This window comes from Tateyamaria sp. (assembly GCF_039940735.1).
Taxonomy (GTDB): domain Bacteria; phylum Pseudomonadota; class Alphaproteobacteria; order Rhodobacterales; family Rhodobacteraceae; genus Tateyamaria.
In genome coordinates this window covers 13,234-28,260 of the sequence record NZ_JBDVGB010000068.1, presented here as the reverse complement: position 1 = coordinate 28,260, position 15,027 = coordinate 13,234, and the positions used below count along the sequence as shown (strand labels likewise).

The 15,027-nt window shown below is 56.4% G+C and carries 16 protein-coding genes; 4 read left to right on the top strand and 12 right to left on the bottom strand.

Features of this window, described 5'->3' with window-relative positions:
- Nucleotides 1–26 precede the first annotated feature (26 nt).
- Nucleotides 27–1,070, top strand: a complete 1,044-nt coding sequence (locus ABJF76_RS15125; protein WP_413821642.1) for an NAD(P)/FAD-dependent oxidoreductase — start codon at nucleotides 27–29, stop codon at nucleotides 1,068–1,070.
- Here the strand turns inward: ABJF76_RS15125 and ABJF76_RS15120 are convergent.
- The 5 genes from ABJF76_RS15120 to ABJF76_RS15100 all read right to left on the bottom strand — a co-directional run bounded on the left by ABJF76_RS15120 (nucleotide 1,058) and on the right by ABJF76_RS15100 (nucleotide 4,610).
- The gene (locus ABJF76_RS15120) at nucleotides 1,058–1,567 is read right to left on the bottom strand and encodes an N-acetyltransferase family protein (protein ID WP_413821643.1); all 510 of its coding nucleotides are present in this window, start codon (nucleotides 1,565–1,567) and stop codon (nucleotides 1,058–1,060) included. The two genes, ABJF76_RS15125 and ABJF76_RS15120, sit on opposite strands and share 13 nt — an antisense overlap.
- Nucleotides 1,564–1,875, bottom strand: a complete 312-nt coding sequence (locus ABJF76_RS15115; protein ID WP_413821644.1) for a hypothetical protein — start codon at nucleotides 1,873–1,875, stop codon at nucleotides 1,564–1,566. Before ABJF76_RS15115 ends, ABJF76_RS15120 begins: the two co-directional genes overlap by 4 nt.
- A complete protein-coding gene (gene eno / locus ABJF76_RS15110; protein ID WP_413821645.1) occupies nucleotides 1,875–3,149 on the bottom strand; it encodes a phosphopyruvate hydratase in 1,275 nt (424 codons plus the stop codon). The genes ABJF76_RS15115 and eno overlap by 1 nt, the downstream gene beginning before the upstream one ends.
- Before the next feature lie 71 nt (nucleotides 3,150–3,220).
- On the bottom strand, nucleotides 3,221–4,096 hold the full coding sequence (locus ABJF76_RS15105) for a DMT family transporter (protein ID WP_413821646.1): 876 nt from the start codon (nucleotides 4,094–4,096) through the stop codon (nucleotides 3,221–3,223).
- 148 nt (nucleotides 4,097–4,244) lie between these two features.
- A complete protein-coding gene (locus ABJF76_RS15100; protein ID WP_413821647.1) occupies nucleotides 4,245–4,610 on the bottom strand; it encodes a Fur family transcriptional regulator in 366 nt (121 codons plus the stop codon).
- A 145-nt stretch (nucleotides 4,611–4,755) separates the two neighbouring features.
- On the opposite strand from ABJF76_RS15100, the gene ABJF76_RS15095 reads away from it, so the two are divergent.
- Nucleotides 4,756–6,051, top strand: a complete 1,296-nt coding sequence (locus ABJF76_RS15095; RefSeq protein WP_413821648.1) for a DEAD/DEAH box helicase — start codon at nucleotides 4,756–4,758, stop codon at nucleotides 6,049–6,051.
- Between the two features lie 275 nt (nucleotides 6,052–6,326).
- Here the strand turns inward: ABJF76_RS15095 and ABJF76_RS15090 are convergent, their stop codons facing one another.
- The 6 genes from ABJF76_RS15090 to ABJF76_RS15065 form a co-directional block, all read right to left on the bottom strand.
- A complete protein-coding gene (locus tag ABJF76_RS15090) occupies nucleotides 6,327–6,848 on the bottom strand; it encodes a hypothetical protein (protein WP_413821649.1) in 522 nt (173 codons plus the stop codon).
- Nucleotides 6,849–7,105: 257 nt separating this feature from the next.
- A complete protein-coding gene (locus ABJF76_RS15085; RefSeq protein WP_413821650.1) occupies nucleotides 7,106–7,972 on the bottom strand; it encodes a tellurite resistance TerB family protein in 867 nt (288 codons plus the stop codon).
- Nucleotides 7,973–8,650: 678 nt separating this feature from the next.
- Nucleotides 8,651–10,033: a protein adenylyltransferase SelO gene (locus tag ABJF76_RS15080; protein WP_413821651.1), complete on the bottom strand. Its 1,383-nt coding sequence runs from the start codon at nucleotides 10,031–10,033 to the stop codon at nucleotides 8,651–8,653.
- 17 nt (nucleotides 10,034–10,050) lie between these two features.
- On the bottom strand, nucleotides 10,051–10,500 hold the full coding sequence (locus tag ABJF76_RS15075; RefSeq protein ID WP_413821652.1) for a GNAT family N-acetyltransferase: 450 nt from the start codon (nucleotides 10,498–10,500) through the stop codon (nucleotides 10,051–10,053).
- On the bottom strand, nucleotides 10,497–11,006 hold the full coding sequence (locus tag ABJF76_RS15070) for a GrpB family protein (protein ID WP_413821653.1): 510 nt from the start codon (nucleotides 11,004–11,006) through the stop codon (nucleotides 10,497–10,499). The genes ABJF76_RS15075 and ABJF76_RS15070 overlap by 4 nt, the downstream gene beginning before the upstream one ends.
- Nucleotides 11,003–11,944, bottom strand: a complete 942-nt coding sequence (locus tag ABJF76_RS15065; RefSeq protein WP_413821654.1) for a nucleoside hydrolase — start codon at nucleotides 11,942–11,944, stop codon at nucleotides 11,003–11,005. Before ABJF76_RS15065 ends, ABJF76_RS15070 begins: the two co-directional genes overlap by 4 nt.
- 118 nt (nucleotides 11,945–12,062) lie before the next feature.
- Between ABJF76_RS15065 and ABJF76_RS15060 the strand changes: the two genes are divergently transcribed.
- Nucleotides 12,063–12,935 carry a hypothetical protein gene (locus ABJF76_RS15060; RefSeq protein WP_413821655.1) on the top strand — a complete coding sequence of 291 codons (873 nt, stop codon included), beginning with the start codon at nucleotides 12,063–12,065 and terminating at the stop codon, nucleotides 12,933–12,935.
- Here the strand turns inward: ABJF76_RS15060 and mazG are convergent.
- Nucleotides 12,922–13,743, bottom strand: coding sequence for a nucleoside triphosphate pyrophosphohydrolase (mazG, locus tag ABJF76_RS15055; protein WP_413821656.1), 822 nt, complete (start codon nucleotides 13,741–13,743; stop codon nucleotides 12,922–12,924). The two genes, ABJF76_RS15060 and mazG, sit on opposite strands and share 14 nt — an antisense overlap.
- Nucleotides 13,744–13,805: 62 nt before the next feature.
- On the opposite strand from mazG, the gene ABJF76_RS15050 reads away from it, so the two are divergent.
- Nucleotides 13,806–14,969: a M20 aminoacylase family protein gene (locus ABJF76_RS15050; protein WP_413821657.1), complete on the top strand. Its 1,164-nt coding sequence runs from the start codon at nucleotides 13,806–13,808 to the stop codon at nucleotides 14,967–14,969.
- The last annotated feature ends 58 nt before the right edge of the window (nucleotides 14,970–15,027 follow it).

Below are 15,027 nucleotides of genomic sequence, written 5' to 3'. Positions count from 1 at the left end.
GTGAGGCGGCAAAGGGGGCAAGAGCTATGAAAATTGTGATCGTCGGGGGCGGAATCATCGGGGCGGCGCTTGCTCAAACACTGCAATCGTCGGGCGCGCAAGTCACCGTGTTTGAGGGCGCGCCGGGGGCAACGCACGCATCCTTTGGTTGGGTCAATGCAAGCTTTTACCTCAATAACGATCACTTTGCCCTGCGCGCGGCAGGGATCGCGGCATGGCGGCGTTTGGGCGCACACGTGGATTGGATCGGGTGTTTGTGTTGGGAAGAACAAGGTGCAGCGCTTGAAGCGCAACGGGATCAGTTATCAAGCCTTGGATATGCGTCAGAAGAAGTCTCGCCCGCGCAATTCGCCTTGTTAGAGCCACATGTTGCGCCGCAACACGCGCTGCGTTTCAAGCAAGAAGGGATCGCAGAGCCTGTTCAAACCACCGAACGTTTGATGCGCGGCATCAAGCGCGTCAGTGGTGTGCAGGTTTTGGGCTTAAGCGCGCGTGCGGGTGTCATCACCGGCATAGATACGGCGCAAGGGCATGTGTCGGCCGACCGGGTGATCGTGGCGGCGGGCATTGGCAGCACGGCGTTGTTGAACAGTGTCGGAGTGTCCTTACCGATGCTCAAACGTCCCGGATTGATGATGCGCACCGCACCTGTGCCGCCGATTTTGCGCCACGTGTTGGTCGCGCCGGGGCAGGAACTTAGGCAGGACGCGCACGGTCACATTTGGGCGCCAACAGTTGCCAATCATCAAAGCGATGAAACGACCAAGGTCACAACTCGCCCTGATCTGCTTGCGGATGCTGCGTTGGCTCGGATCCAGACCTTGTTTCCGGATCATCCGCTCACGTGGGATCGTGTAACGTTGACGCAAAGGCCCGTGCCGCAAGATGGTTTGCCGGTCATTGGCGCGTGCGGGCCTGCGGGACTGCACGTGGCGGTGATGCATTCGGGGGTGACCCTTGCGGCTATCGCCGCGGAATCATTGGCCCCGCAAGTGTTGGATCAACCACTAAGCAACGCGCAAGCGGCCTTGGTTACACCCTTTGGGCCGGATCGATTTCAAAGTGGATGATCGAAGAAACGCAAGTAGGGCATGAAATCCGGGTTGGTTTCATAATAGGGCGCACAAGGTTGAAACCCAACGCGCCCATAAAGCGCAATTGCCTCGGTGAGTGTCGTCATTGTATCAAGCACAACGCGCGTGTAGCCATCTGTTTGCGCCGCCTGCATCGTCGCACGCAAAAGTGCGCTGCCAGCACCCGTTCCACGGGCTGTTTGGTCAACAAACACGCGCTTGATTTCTGTCACGCCTTTAATTTCAAACGGGTAGTACATGGCGCAACCGATGACTTTGCTATCAACAGTTGCCAATAAAATGTCGCCCTTGGGGCGGGCATGGATGCGAGGCAGGTCGTTGATAAGGGCTGCATAGCTGTCAGTCCCATAGAAGAATTCTACCATCTCAGGAAATTCTGAAGACCGCGTTAGCAAAAGATCACGATAAGCCCAACAAAGGCGGGCGACATCGGGGGCATCCTCAGCCGTGGCTGACCGGATGCGCACTGTCATGAACAGTGCTTTTTCAGTTCTTTTTGCAGCCGCGAGAATTGCCGACGCACACGAGACGCAGGTTTCAGCGCTTCGACTTTGGCCATATTGTTGGCCCCCGTGTACCACGCGTCAAAAAGCAGGGTGCGGATGTCGGCGTCTAGCACCTGATCAGCGACGCTATAATTGCAATGGCATTGCGCGACGGTAAGCGGGCCAAGACGGTCCTCGCGATCCATCTTGGCACAGGTTTGAACAGCGTCTTGTGCCAACGCGGGTCCGGACAAAAAAGCCAGATCCAACGCCGCTATGGCACAAGCGCGCGGCATCACTTTAGGATGCTGCGGCCAGCATATTCGGCAGTTTCACCCAACATTTCTTCGATGCGGATCAGTTGGTTGTACTTGGCAAGGCGATCGGAACGCGACAAAGACCCGGTTTTGATCTGACCGCAGTTGGTTGCAACGGCGAGGTCGGCAATGGTTGAATCTTCGGTTTCGCCCGAACGGTGGCTCATCACGTTGGTAAAACGCGCACGGTGCGCCATGTCGACCGCTTTAAGTGTTTCCGTCAACGTACCGATTTGGTTTACTTTTACCAACATCGAGTTGGCGGACCCCTTTTCGATACCCATGGTTAGACGCGCCGGGTTGGTCACAAACAGATCGTCGCCAACCAGTTGCACTTTGTCACCGATGGCGTCGGTCAGGGCCTTCCAACCGTCCCAATCGTCTTCGTCCATGCCGTCTTCGATCGAGATAATCGGGTAGTCAGCGACCAGAGCGGCTAAATAGTCCGCGTTTTCTTGCGATGTCAGGGATTTTCCTTCACCTGCAAGGACATATTTGCCGTCCTTAAAGTATTCTGACGCAGCGCAATCCAGCGCAAGGCAGATTTCTTCGCCCGGCGTGTAACCTGCTTTTTCGATGGATTTCATAATGAAATCGAGCGCGTCGCGGGTGGAATTGATCGCGGGCGCAAAGCCACCTTCGTCGCCGATACCTGTCGAAAACCCAGCGGCCGAAAGTTCTTTTTTCAGAGTGTGGAACACTTCGGCACCCATGCGGATCGCTTCGCGGATGTTGTCCGCCGCCACCGGCATGATCATGAATTCTTGAATATCGATTGGGTTATCAGCATGTTCGCCGCCATTGATGATGTTCATCATCGGCACAGGCAGCACGCGCGCAGAGGTGCCACCGACATAACGGAACAAAGGTTGTTGCGTATATTCAGCAGCGGCTTTGGCAACGGCCAGCGACACACCAAGGATTGCGTTCGCACCAAGGCGCGCCTTGTTCGGTGTGCCATCCAGTTCGATCATGGCCATGTCGATTTCGACCTGTTCGGTCGCGTCGATGCCCACAAGCGCTTCGGCGATTTCACCGTTGACGGCAGTGACGGCCTCAAGAACACCTTTGCCCATATAGCGCGTTTTGTCGCCATCGCGCTTTTCGACGGCTTCGTGTGCGCCTGTGGATGCGCCCGATGGCACAGCAGCACGCCCCATGGTGCCATCTTCGAGCGTCACGTCGACTTCGACCGTTGGGTTGCCCCGGCTGTCCAGGATTTCGCGGGCGTGGATGTCGATGATCGTGCTCATAGGGGAGAGTCCTTTGTTTTAGCATGAATTCAAGAGGCGTTTAACGCGATGTGCGCGCTAACAAAAGGGGGTTAAGGCGAAGGTGTGCTTTTCACCACCCGTTCGCGCCACAAGGTATAAAGGCCTGAACCGACGATAATCGCCGCGCCAAGCAGCGTCAGCGCATCCGGATTTTCGTTAAATACTGCCATCCCAATGACCAAGGCAAAGACCATTCGCGAATAGCGAAACGGAACAACAAAGCTGATTTCACCGATGCGCGAAGCATAAGTGATCCCGAAATAGGCCAGTGCCCCAATCCCAACGATACCGGCAAGCAGGCCCCACTGTCCAAGGCTCGGGCTGACCAACGTGTCACCGTTTGTCATCAAAAGGATGCCTGCGGCGGGGATCAGCGATAAAAAAGCCAACATGCTTAACTGCATCGAGCTGATCTGTGCCGGGATACGCCGAATGGCCAGATCGCGGATCGCCAGCCCGATCACTCCAATCACTGCATAGATCGAATTCCAGTCAAAATTTTCAGTGCCGGGGCGGATGATTAACAAAACGCCACCAAAACCGACGACAATGGCCGCCCAGCGCCGCCAGCCGACGGGTTCGCCCAAAAACAAAGCCGCGCCCAATGTCACCAAAAGCGGACCGGTTTGTAAGATGGCAGACGCACTTGATAAGGGCATCAATGCGATGGCCGTGACAAAGCCCAATGCGCCAACGGCCTCGGCCACATTGCGCAAGATCACGGCAGGGGTCAGAAAGTCTCGGGACCACAATGCTTTGCCTTGTGCCCGGCAAATACCCGCAAAAAGAACGGCGCTGGCGATGCCCAACGTGCCGATGATTTGGCTCACGGGCAACGCGCCTGCCAGCAGTTTGATCACTGCGTCTTCGATGGCAAAGCCCAGCATGGCCAGCACCATCACAAAGGCGCCGCGCAAATTATCCATGTGTGTTTACCGTTTCAGCCTGATCGTTGATGAATTGCGTTGCGTGAGGGGCGGAAAACCCTTGAAAGGCCATTCCAAACCCCTGTTTGGAAAGCACAAAACAGTCATGCGCGTGCATGTGACGTTCCTTTTGGGTTGGCGGTACAGGTCAGTCTTTGCGCGGCACGCCATAAAGCTCAAGGCGGTGACCACGCAGTTCATACCCTAATTTTTGGGCGATCTTTTCTTGTAGTGCTTCAATCTCGGGATCAACAAATTCGATGACTTCGCCGGAATTCATATCGATCAGGTGGTCGTGGTGCTCGCGCTCTGCATCTTCGTAACGTGCGCGCCCGTCGCCGAATTCCAGCTTGTCCAGAATGCCGGCCTCTTCGAACAGTTTAACGGTGCGATAGACCGTGGCGATGGAAATCCGCGAATCCACGGCACTGGCACGATTATAGAGTTCCTCAACATCCGGGTGGTCGACGCTGTCTTGTAACACTTCGGCAATGACCCGGCGTGGTTGGGTCATGCGCAACCCCTTGGCTTCGCTACGTTCGGTGATGGAAGGGCGTTTGCTGCTCATAAGGTTCGGTTTAGCGAAGGATTGCCACTTGCACAATTCGCTAACCTCAATTGCGGTTGACGCCATGCTGCTATGGGTCCAATGGGGTGAAATGAGCGATTTTGACATGATGAGCCTGCCCGACGCGTTGCGTCGCCGCGTGGCCGAGATGGGTTTAACCAACCCAACACCAATTCAAGCCCAAGCGATTCCCCAAGCGATGAACGGGCGGGATGTGATGGGCCTTGCCCAGACCGGCACCGGAAAAACCGGCGCATTCGGCATTCCGCTGATTGCGCGGCTAATGGAAGAAGGCACACGCGCCGAGGCCAAGACCGCTCGCGGTTTGGTGCTTGCTCCCACACGCGAACTGGCCGGACAGATCGCGGCTGTGCTGCGTGCGCTGACGGATATGAAAGTGCAAATCGTCGTGGGCGGTGTGTCGATCAACCCTCAAATCCAGCGCCTGTCCAAGGGCGTTGATATTTTGGTCGCGACACCGGGTCGTTTGCTGGATCTTGTGGACCGTCGCGCTGTGCGGTTGGACCAGACCAATTTTCTGGTGCTGGATGAGGCCGATCAGATGCTTGATATGGGGTTCATCCACGATCTGCGCAAAATCGCGTCGATGGTGGGCGATGATCGCCAGACCATGCTGTTTTCGGCCACCATGCCCAAACAGATGGCCGAAATCGCAAACAGCTATCTGCGCAGCCCGATCCGCATCGAAGTCTCGCCTCCGGGCAAGGCCGCCGACAAGGTGACCCAAGCCATCCACTTTATCGCCAAGGCGGAAAAGACGGCGCTTTTGATCGAATTGATGGGCGCACACAAAGAAGAACGCGCTTTGGTCTTTACGCGCACCAAACACGGCGCCGACCGTCTGGCAAAGGCGTTGGACAAAAAGGGCTTTACCGTTGCGGCCATCCACGGTGACAAACGCCAAGGCCAGCGCGACCGCGCATTGGCAGCGTTTAAAGCCAGCGAAGTCAAGGTGTTGGTGGCCACAGATGTCGCCGCCCGTGGTCTTGATATTCCGGATGTGAAACACGTCTATAACTTTGATCTGCCCAACGTGCCCGAAGCCTATGTGCACCGCATCGGGCGCACAGCGCGCGCGGGCAAAGACGGTGCGGCAATTGCATTCTGCGCACCTGACGAGATGGATCAGCTTAAAGACATCCAAAAGGTGCTAAAAACCGCAATCCCAGTGGCGTCAGGCCGCCCATGGGAACCGATTGACGACCCAACGGCCAAGAAAAAACCCGGCGGAGGCGGTCGGGGCAGGGGACGCGGTCGTGGTCGCCCCGGTGGCGGTGGCGAAGGTCGTCCCGGTGGCGCCCCCGGTGGTGGGAAGCCGTCCGGACAGCGGCGCCGCAAACCAAAACCTAAAGGACCGCAGGCGTAATCTGAACCGATCTGGTGTGGTGGCCAAGAACATGTACGGTTGCTTTGAACCGATTGTGTTCGATGGTCCGCATCGTACGGATGTTCTCTATCATGAAAGCTACCCAAAACCTTCAACAACTGGTTGGTTTTTGAATGGGGCTTGTGGTGGCGGAAAACAGGGGTTTTCTTGACCGCGCCAAAAACGAGCGTTTTTGGAACCGGCCTAAGGTTCAGTGTGCGGGACATTGCGGCCGACCGCAATATTTCGTTTTTAAAAACCGAATGCAGACGAACTTACCGAAGATAGGAAAGCGCAAATTCTGCGCGTCGTCTCATTTGAGGGTCCTTTGACTTTGCACGACTACGAAGTTCATTGCGGAATTGGTCGTCTTCAATTCTAGGGATCAATCGACATAAATGGCGGAAGTTCCTTAGGGCTCGCGTCTCAACCCGCTTCAAAATTGTTTGCCTGATCGATTCTTTCTCAAGTTCTGTCAGAGTTAGCTTTTTTACGCGCTGCAAAAGGCTTTCTAGTATGTAACCAGACCTAAAGAAATATGGGTCGTTGTCTATGTAGGCAAAGGCAAAATGCCTTAGATCATTGTCATGTTCTAGACCGAATTCCAGGCATTGATCGATCAGATCATCTATCGGCGATTGGTGGTTCCGGAAAGCATCTGCAGCACGATGCCATTGTTCACGTTGATTTGGTGACTTGTCTCTGTACTCAGCTGTTTCCCAAAGCGTTGCATGCAGTCGGTTAACCTCACGTTCGCAGTCAGAAATCATTTCGCGGTAGTTCTTCATATTGAACATTAGGCATAGGGCCCAGCAAATGTGAACGCTGTTTATTGGGACAAAGGTAAGGTCAAATTAGGCTGCTTCGGGCTCGGAGCCAACATTCGCAGTCTCCCAAAAACGACCGTTTCTGGAACGGTTAACCAAGCCGGACATTGGTACGCTTGCGGCGAACTTCTATTGTGTCCTGCACTGCATACAGATGTCATCACACCAGAAAAGAGGCCACGCACCGCGCAGCCCCTTCATTGTTCTTCAAATATGCAAATCTACCCTCAGGTATAAAGCGAAGGCACCCCAAGTTGGGCGTGCACATCGTTGACCGCAGCGGCTTCCATGCCCAAACCCTGCGCCAGCGAATGCAAGTATTTCGCCTCGGCCTGACTATCGAGGTCAATAGCAAGCAATGACATCGCATAGACTTGTGGCCCCAAACCTTGCGGCACTTCAGCGACCAAAGCGTTAACATCCACAAGGCGCTGCATCTCGGCGCGTACAAATGCGGCCTCTTCGGCGTCTACGTCGCCGCCCAACTGACCCATCAGTTTTTCCTGTTCGGCGTCATCGAAATTACCGTCTGATTTGGCTGCTTGGATCATCGCGCGCAGCATCAACGCCGCTGCGGCTTCTTGATCGGCGCTTGGTTCGATCTTTTCTTGCGGAGTTTGATCGAACGACGAATTGAGCACTTCGCCGAAGCTTGCGTTGTTAGACGCTGGTCGTTGCGCCACTTGGCCGCCCAGCGCGCCCAAAAGGCCGGCCGCGCCAGCACCACCAGCCAGACCGCCAAGCATGCTTTGCAAACCGCCACCCTGCGCGCTGCTACCGCCGCCGCCAAGGCTTTCAAGGATGCCGCCCAATCCGCCTGCGCCGCCACCTTGTGCACCGCCCATGAGGCTACCCAACATATCCTGCATACCGCCACCGGATTGACTACCTTGCGCGCCGCCCATCAGACCGCCAAGCATGCCCTGAAGGCCACCCGCGCTTTGTGCACCACCGGTCAGACCACCAAGCATTCCACCAAGTCCACCTCCGGCGGAGGCCTGCGCGCCGCCGCTGCTTTTTTTCATCATTGCGCCTGCGCCTTTGGCGACAGCGACGCCGATAGCCACTTTGGCCAAGGTTCCCATCAAACTCATTCGTATGCTCCCACGTTCCGTTAGATTCGTTGCGCCCATCTTGGCACAAAATGACGGGGACGCAGCGGGGAATATTTGAGAACGATCGACATGGTTCTCGTGACGCGTGCCAAATGCCGTGATGATGCGGAAACCTAATGATGATCGGGCCGGTTCCGTGGCCCTGACGGGTTTTTGCCCTCAAACTGGTGTTGAACCCGTGGTGGTGAAGGTATCTGGCCATCGGTTTCAGCCCGTATGCGTTTTATGGCCAGACTGCGGTCTGTTGGGGCGGCGATGTTGTTGATGGTTTAGGTGTGGGCGCGTGGCTATACGCGGTGACGACCTCGTGCCCCTGTATTGAGGGCATAATTGCGGGAGCGCTGTACGCCGTAGAATTCCTTTTTGTTTCAAACGTTGGATTTGACCGCGGCGTCGCGCCCCTCGATCTTGTTTTATGGAATGCCGATCTGATTGGCGTTGGCGTCACACGTTTTGTAGCCGGGCGCACGTTTACCCGTGCCGTGCTTGTTTGATCTGGCGCTGGCAACCGGGGGGTATTGTGTTGACCGCTGACAGGCGAACTGGTTGGATCGAGTATTCGGCTTGCATTGGTGCTGATCGCGATTGGGTTGGTCTTGTTCAATCGGCGGTGAAGGCAGCGCCGTTAAATTTGAGTATTTTGAGAACCATGAAAGGTTAAGTGCCGCAGAATGTTGCGGGCACGATTTCTTGGTCTGTTGGTGGGCGATGCAAGTTGGGATCGGTTTTGGTGAAAGGTTGGGCAAGTGCCGTGTTGAGCCGTTCGAACGGGGCCATGTCGCCTGTTACGGCGGCTTCGATCATCGCTTCGATTCTGTGGTTGCGAGGAATGATTAGTGGGTTCGATCGGGCCATCAGGTCTGAGTCGGGTTTGCGCGCCTGCCAGGTGTCGCGCCACGTATCAAAGGCTTGGCGGTCGCTGAATTGGTCGCGCGCTTGATCCGTCGCGAGTGCGGCGAATGTGTTGGTAAAGTCTGCGCCTTGGCTTTGCATCATCGCAAGCAGGTCTTCGATCAGTGGCTGATCTTCGGGCGTTGCGTTTAGCCCCAGCTTGGTTCCAAATCGGCGCAGCCACGCAGTTTGAAGCAGGTCGGGCATGGCGTGCACGATTTTGGTGGCGTCTTGGATGACCTGGTCTTTGTCGTCAAACAGTTGGATGAGTGCTGTCGCCAGTTGCGCCATGTTCCACACTGCGATGCGCGGTTGGTTGCCGTAGGCATAGCGCGCCGTTCGATCGATGGAAGAAAACACACGCGCTTCGGAATAGGCATCCATAAACGCGCACGGGCCGTAGTCGATTGTTTCGCCTGAGATCGTGCAATTGTCCGTGTTCATCACGCCGTGGATAAAGCCCACTGACATCCAAGCGGTGATTAACTCGGCTTGTGCTGCGCAGACGGCGGCAAGCAGCCCCATTGGGCCATCGGCCTGCGGCCAGTGGCGTGCGATGGCATAGTCGGTGAGCGTGCGCAAATCGTCTATTTGGCCACGATGCGCAAAGACTTGAAACGTGCCGACCCGCAAATGGCTGGAGGCAATGCGCGTCAACACAGCGCCGGGCAACGGACCTTGTTCGCGCAACACCGGATCACCCGTGGTGACAGCGGCCAGCGCACGCGTGGTCGGGATGCCAAGGGCGTGCATCGCCTCGCTGACCACATATTCGCGCAAAACCGGGCCAAGCCACGCGCGCCCGTCGCCCATGCGCGAGTAGGGTGTGGGGCCTGACCCTTTGAGTTGGATGTCGCGCCGTGTGCCTGCGCTGTCGATCACTTCGCCCAGCAAGATTGCGCGCCCGTCGCCCAGCTGTGGGTTGTATTGGCCAAATTGATGACCTGCATACAGTTGCGCAAGTGGCGCAGCCCCTTCAGGGACAATGTTGCCGGAAAACACCTGCGCATCTGGTTCGGCTATCCCTAAATTACCTGCCAGCGCGTCATTCCAAGCCAGCATTTGCGGGGCAGAAACGGGTGTCGGATCAAGCCGTGTGAAAAAGCCATCGGGCAGCTTGGTATAGGAATTATCGAAGGGGATTTGCATATCTGTGCCTTGGGTTTTCAAAACGTGCGCGTCATCAGGTGATACCCATCGCGCAACGCAAAGCCTGCGCGTTTATACAGCCTGCGGGCGTCGGCATTGTCGGTGCGCACCTCAAGATGCAGCGCCTTAAGGCCCGCGTCAGCCAGTGCGCGTGGCAACGTAAGCAACACTTCGCTGGCGACACCGCGCCCGCGTACACCGGGGCGCACGTAAAGCTCGTCCACAAACCCATCCATGCCGCCAAATTCAATCGACCACCCGAAAGACATCACAATATAACCGATGGGCGCGCGGGCTGGGCCAATCAAATAGGCCACGCCATGTGGGCTGCCTTCAAGCAAGGGTACAATGCCAGCGGCGCGTTGTTCGTCGCTCATGGCGATGCTTGCTTCGGCGTGGAACGACGCGACAAGAGATAGCAAACGATCCACGTGCTCAACCGTGGCGAGGGTCAGGGCTGCACTCATTTTAACGTCTCCAATGCTCGGGCTTCAGTCTTGGCGATCCATGCAGATTTACAATCTTGATAGCCGACACCGCCATCCGGGTGACGGCCTGCACAGGCGGCTTTGACAGAGGCATAGGCGACCCGCAAGGGCGCGTTGCCCAAGAGCGCATCCCGAAAGGCCAAATGACGGAGGATACCCGCGTGACCTTGTACATAGGCGTGGGCATGGACGCGGCGTTGGCCTGTGTCGGGATCGAAATTGCGACAATACCGCCGCCCCTCAAGGCCGAATGGGCCCATCCATTCATAACCCATCGTCTCAACCGCACTTTGGGCGGCATCCGCGGCAGCTGCGTCTGCAAAAACGGGCAGCAGGTCGATGACAGACTTAGCAGGCATGCCCGGAATAGCGGTCGAACCGATGTGGTGGACCGTGACAAGGCCCATCACGTTTTCACGCCAGCGCGCTGCCTCTGCCTGCGCCATGGCAGGCCAACTTGCGTCATAGGCGACAAGCAGGCTCATAACCGGCCTAAACGTTCGGTGAGCAGGGCAAAAAACCCATCGCCGTCCAGATCACCAATAAAGGTGGCGTTGGGTGCGCGATCTGTCACGCCCCACCAATCAGCGACGGTCATTCCAAGGGTAAGTTCGGATTCGGTTTCGATCTCGACGTTGATGTGGCGGCCCGTGAACAGGTCAGGGCGGATTAGATAGGCGGTCACGCAAGGATCGTGCAGCGGCGCACCGGTGGATCCATATTTTTCTTTGTCAAAACGTTCAAAAAAGTCGGTCATCTGAGCCACCGCAACACCTACGGGTGTACCAAGGGCGCGAAAGGCGTCGTTGCGCGATTTGGTAACCAGTGCTTTGTGGGTGACGTCTAAGGGCATAACCACAATATCTATTCCGCTTTTAAACACAATATCAGCAGCTTGTGGGTCAACGTAGATGTTGAATTCGGCGGTGGGGGTGATGTTGCCCACTTCGAAATATGCGCCTCCCATCAACACGATTTGCTGTACGCGTTCTGCGATATCTGGCGCGCGGGTCAAGGCCGTGGCGATGTTGGTGAGCGGACCCAAGGGGCACAGCGTGACGGTGCCGGGGGCCTCTTTGCGAAGGGTATCGATGATAAAATCCACAGCGTGCCCATCTTGCAGCTGCAGTGTGGGGTCCGGCAGGTCAGGGCCATCAAGGCCCGTCTTGCCGTGCACATGTTCGGCCGTAACCAGATCACGGCCCAAAGGGCGATCGCAACCGGCATAGATAGGTATATCAACTTTACCTGATAACTCGCAGATAATGCGTGCGTTTTTCGACGTAAGATCCAGCGGTACATTGCCTGCGACAGTCGTGATGCCCAACACGTCAACGTCCTCTGGACTGGCAAGCGCCAGCAGAATGGCGACGGCGTCGTCTTGTCCGGGATCGGTATCGATAATGATTTTTCGTGGTGCCATGTGCCGGGCCTTTCAGTTTTGACGCACCGTGGCCGCTTTGGCACCCCTTGTCCAGAATGGGACCCTTGGTGCGCGCAAAACCTTGCGTATGGTATCGGCCAGCGATTAGTTGGCGGGCATGACCAGTTTACCTCTTTATGTTCATGCCGGTGCACACCGCACAGGCACGTCTTCGTTTCAAATGTGTTTGCATGAAAACCGTGCAGCATTGGGCAATGTGGGGCTATCACTGGCCTATCCGGGGCGGGATGGTATCCCGTCGGGTGATTTGGCGCTGCGGTTGCCCGGCACCATCGGTATGGAAGTTGCGGACAAAATGTACGTCCGCGCGCAGGCGACATTGAAAGACCACAGCGCAGAGCGCCCATTGATCCTGTCCGAAGAAAACATTCTTGGGCGCATGTTTCATTTCATGAAGGGGCAGTTTTATCCTATGGCTGGGCCGCGCTGCGAAGTTCTGCGTGCGGCGTGGGCTGGCCCCATTGCGCATGTTTTATTGGTGATCCGCCCCTATGACGGGTTGTTCGTGTCAGGGTTTCGCAAACGGGCCGAAGACAACCCGGTGCCGCCATTTAACGATCTGCGACCCCACTATATGGCGATGGATCGCGGATGGCCCGAGATTGTAAAGATTTTGCGCGACACATTGCGTCCTGAGAAGCTGACGGTTTTGCCTTACGAAGATCGCGGCACCAGCGTGTCGTTGCTTGAGCGGCTTGTTCCGGATTTGGCGACAGGGGCGATGGTTGAACCTGCGCGCATCGTCAATCTAAGTGCAACGGACGCTGCACTTGAAGCTTTGCAAAAGGTCTATGTCGGGGGGCAAAAACTGCGCCGACGTAAGTGGAAAACACTGATTGATCTGCATGGTGAAGATAAAGAACCACGCGGGTTCGCTGCATTTTCACCCCAAGAAGTAACTGAACTTTCAAAGCGTTACACGATGGACTTAAAAAAGATATCGCAAATGGACGGCGTTAACTTCGGCTAGATTTTTCGGCGTCTTTGGCCGCGTCCCACAGCGCGTCCATTTCTTGCAAATCGCTGTCCTCGGGGCGTTTGCCGCGCGCGGCCAATGCCGTTTCAATGGCGCCAAAGCGGCGTGTGAACTTGGCATTGGTGCGGCGCAGGGCCTCTTCGGGATCGATATCAAGATGGCGGGCAAGATTGGCCATCACAAACAGCAGATCACCCATTTCATCGACCATCTCTTCGTGGCCAAGGGTGTCGCGGGCCTCAACCAATTCGGCAGCTTCTTCTTGGATTTTATCGATGACTTGGCTGACGTCAGGCCAATCAAACCCCACACGGGCGGCGCGCTTTTGCAGCTTTAAGGCGCGCAGCAAGGCGGGCAGGTTCATGGCCACGCCATCCAGAGTGCCGCGTTGCGCCTTGCCGGCGCGTTCCGTTGCTTTGATCGCTTCCCAATCGCGGGTTTGTTGCGCGGCGGATTTATCGCGGTTTTCGTCGCCAAACACATGGGGATGGCGGGCCACCATCTTGTTGGAAATATTTGTGACAACCGACTGAAACGAAAAATGCCCGGCTTCTTGCCCGATGGCGGTGTGATAGACCGATTGCAGCAGCAAATCACCCAATTCACCCTCAAGTTCGGGCCAGTCTTGGCGTTCGATTGCGTCCGCAACTTCATAGGCTTCTTCGATGGTATAGGGTGCGATGGTCTGAAAGGTTTGTTCAATATCCCACGGACAGCCCGTTTCGGGATCACGCAGGCGGCGCATGATCTCTAAAAGGCGCTCAATCCCTGCGCTTTGGTCGTTTATCAGATCGTCAGCCATTGCAGTGCCCTTGGGTTTGCGGTTTGCTGCATCTGACGCATCCCCACCCAAGGAGTCCACCCATGGCTATCATCAACCGTATCGGCGACCTTGGTCCAGACATGACCGCATGGCGCCAACATCTGCACACAATTCCGGAACTGTCGTTCGATTGCCCCAAGACGTCTGCCTTTATCAAGGAACGGTTGGCCGAGATTGGCGTAGACGAAGTGCATGGTGACATTGCGCAAACTGGGGTTGTGGCGATCATCAACGGGCAGGGCGATGGACCTACTATGGGCCTGCGCGCGGATTTTGATGCGCTGCCAATCACCGAGGAAACCGGGGTTGCATATGCATCGACCCATCCGGGGCAAATGCATGCCTGCGGCCATGATGGTCACACGGCGATGCTTTTGGGGGCTGCAAAGTACCTGACCGAGACGCGGAATTTTTCGGGCCGTGTGGCGTTAATCTTTCAACCGGCAGAAGAGGGCGGCGGCGGCGGCGAGGTCATGGTGCAAGAAGGCATCATGGATACATTCAACATCAAAGACGTCTATGCGATCCATAACGCCCCCGGAAAAGATTTTGGCAAGTTTCACACCCGTGCAGGCCCCATTATGGCAGCAGCAGACACGTTTCACATCACCATCACGGGCAAGGGCGGGCACGCTGCGCGCCCACATGACACTGTTGATCCGGTGGTTGCGGCCTGCGCTGTTGTTACAGCACTGCAAACCATCGTCAGTCGCAATCACAAGCCATTGGATCAATTGGTGATTTCAACGACGCAAATCCACACAGGCACGACCGACAATGTGATTCCGGAAACGGCTTATATCAACGGAACGGTGCGCACCTTCGACAAAGAGGTACAGGCCATGGTCGTGCGCCGCATGGAAGAAATCGCGGCAGGCACTGCGGCGGCCTATGGTTGTGCGGCGCAGCTGGATTTCGAATTTGGGTATCCGCCCACGGTGAATGACGCCTCAAAAGCAGCGTTTGCCGCCAAGGTGGCGGCGGACGTTGCCGGCGATGCGGGCGTGGACAGTGATGTTGAACCTGTCATGGGAGCGGAGGATTTTTCCTACATGCTCGAGGCGCGCCCCGGTGCTTATTTGATGTTGGGGCAGGGCGAAGGTGCTGGGGTGCATCATCCTAAGTACAACTTTAATGATGAAATCGCGCCGATTGGTGCGTCGTTTTTTGCGCGCTTGGTCGAAACGGCGCAACCGGTGGGGTAAGAGCGTGGTCACGGGGTAGAGGGCTTGGCAAAAGGGATGCGGCCCCTGCTAGGGGCGC

What these genes read in the sequence shown, in the direction of transcription:
- ABJF76_RS15125 (WP_413821642.1), top strand. Translation starts at nt 27, where the DNA reads ATGAAAATTGTGATCGTCGGGGGCGGAATCATCGGGGCGGCGCTTGCT.
- ABJF76_RS15120 (WP_413821643.1), bottom strand. Translation starts at nt 1,567, where the DNA reads ATGACAGTGCGCATCCGGTCAGCCACGGCTGAGGATGCCCCCGATGTC.
- ABJF76_RS15115 (WP_413821644.1), bottom strand. Translation starts at nt 1,875, where the DNA reads ATGCCGCGCGCTTGTGCCATAGCGGCGTTGGATCTGGCTTTTTTGTCC.
- eno (WP_413821645.1), bottom strand. Translation starts at nt 3,149, where the DNA reads ATGAGCACGATCATCGACATCCACGCCCGCGAAATCCTGGACAGCCGG.
- ABJF76_RS15105 (WP_413821646.1), bottom strand. Translation starts at nt 4,096, where the DNA reads ATGGATAATTTGCGCGGCGCCTTTGTGATGGTGCTGGCCATGCTGGGC.
- ABJF76_RS15100 (WP_413821647.1), bottom strand. Translation starts at nt 4,610, where the DNA reads ATGACCCAACCACGCCGGGTCATTGCCGAAGTGTTACAAGACAGCGTC.
- ABJF76_RS15095 (WP_413821648.1), top strand. Translation starts at nt 4,756, where the DNA reads ATGAGCGATTTTGACATGATGAGCCTGCCCGACGCGTTGCGTCGCCGC.
- ABJF76_RS15090 (WP_413821649.1), bottom strand. Translation starts at nt 6,848, where the DNA reads ATGTTCAATATGAAGAACTACCGCGAAATGATTTCTGACTGCGAACGT.
- ABJF76_RS15085 (WP_413821650.1), bottom strand. Translation starts at nt 7,972, where the DNA reads ATGAGTTTGATGGGAACCTTGGCCAAAGTGGCTATCGGCGTCGCTGTC.
- ABJF76_RS15080 (WP_413821651.1), bottom strand. Translation starts at nt 10,033, where the DNA reads ATGCAAATCCCCTTCGATAATTCCTATACCAAGCTGCCCGATGGCTTT.
- ABJF76_RS15075 (WP_413821652.1), bottom strand. Translation starts at nt 10,500, where the DNA reads ATGAGTGCAGCCCTGACCCTCGCCACGGTTGAGCACGTGGATCGTTTG.
- ABJF76_RS15070 (WP_413821653.1), bottom strand. Translation starts at nt 11,006, where the DNA reads ATGAGCCTGCTTGTCGCCTATGACGCAAGTTGGCCTGCCATGGCGCAG.
- ABJF76_RS15065 (WP_413821654.1), bottom strand. Translation starts at nt 11,944, where the DNA reads ATGGCACCACGAAAAATCATTATCGATACCGATCCCGGACAAGACGAC.
- ABJF76_RS15060 (WP_413821655.1), top strand. Translation starts at nt 12,063, where the DNA reads ATGACCAGTTTACCTCTTTATGTTCATGCCGGTGCACACCGCACAGGC.
- mazG (WP_413821656.1), bottom strand. Translation starts at nt 13,743, where the DNA reads ATGGCTGACGATCTGATAAACGACCAAAGCGCAGGGATTGAGCGCCTT.
- ABJF76_RS15050 (WP_413821657.1), top strand. Translation starts at nt 13,806, where the DNA reads ATGGCTATCATCAACCGTATCGGCGACCTTGGTCCAGACATGACCGCA.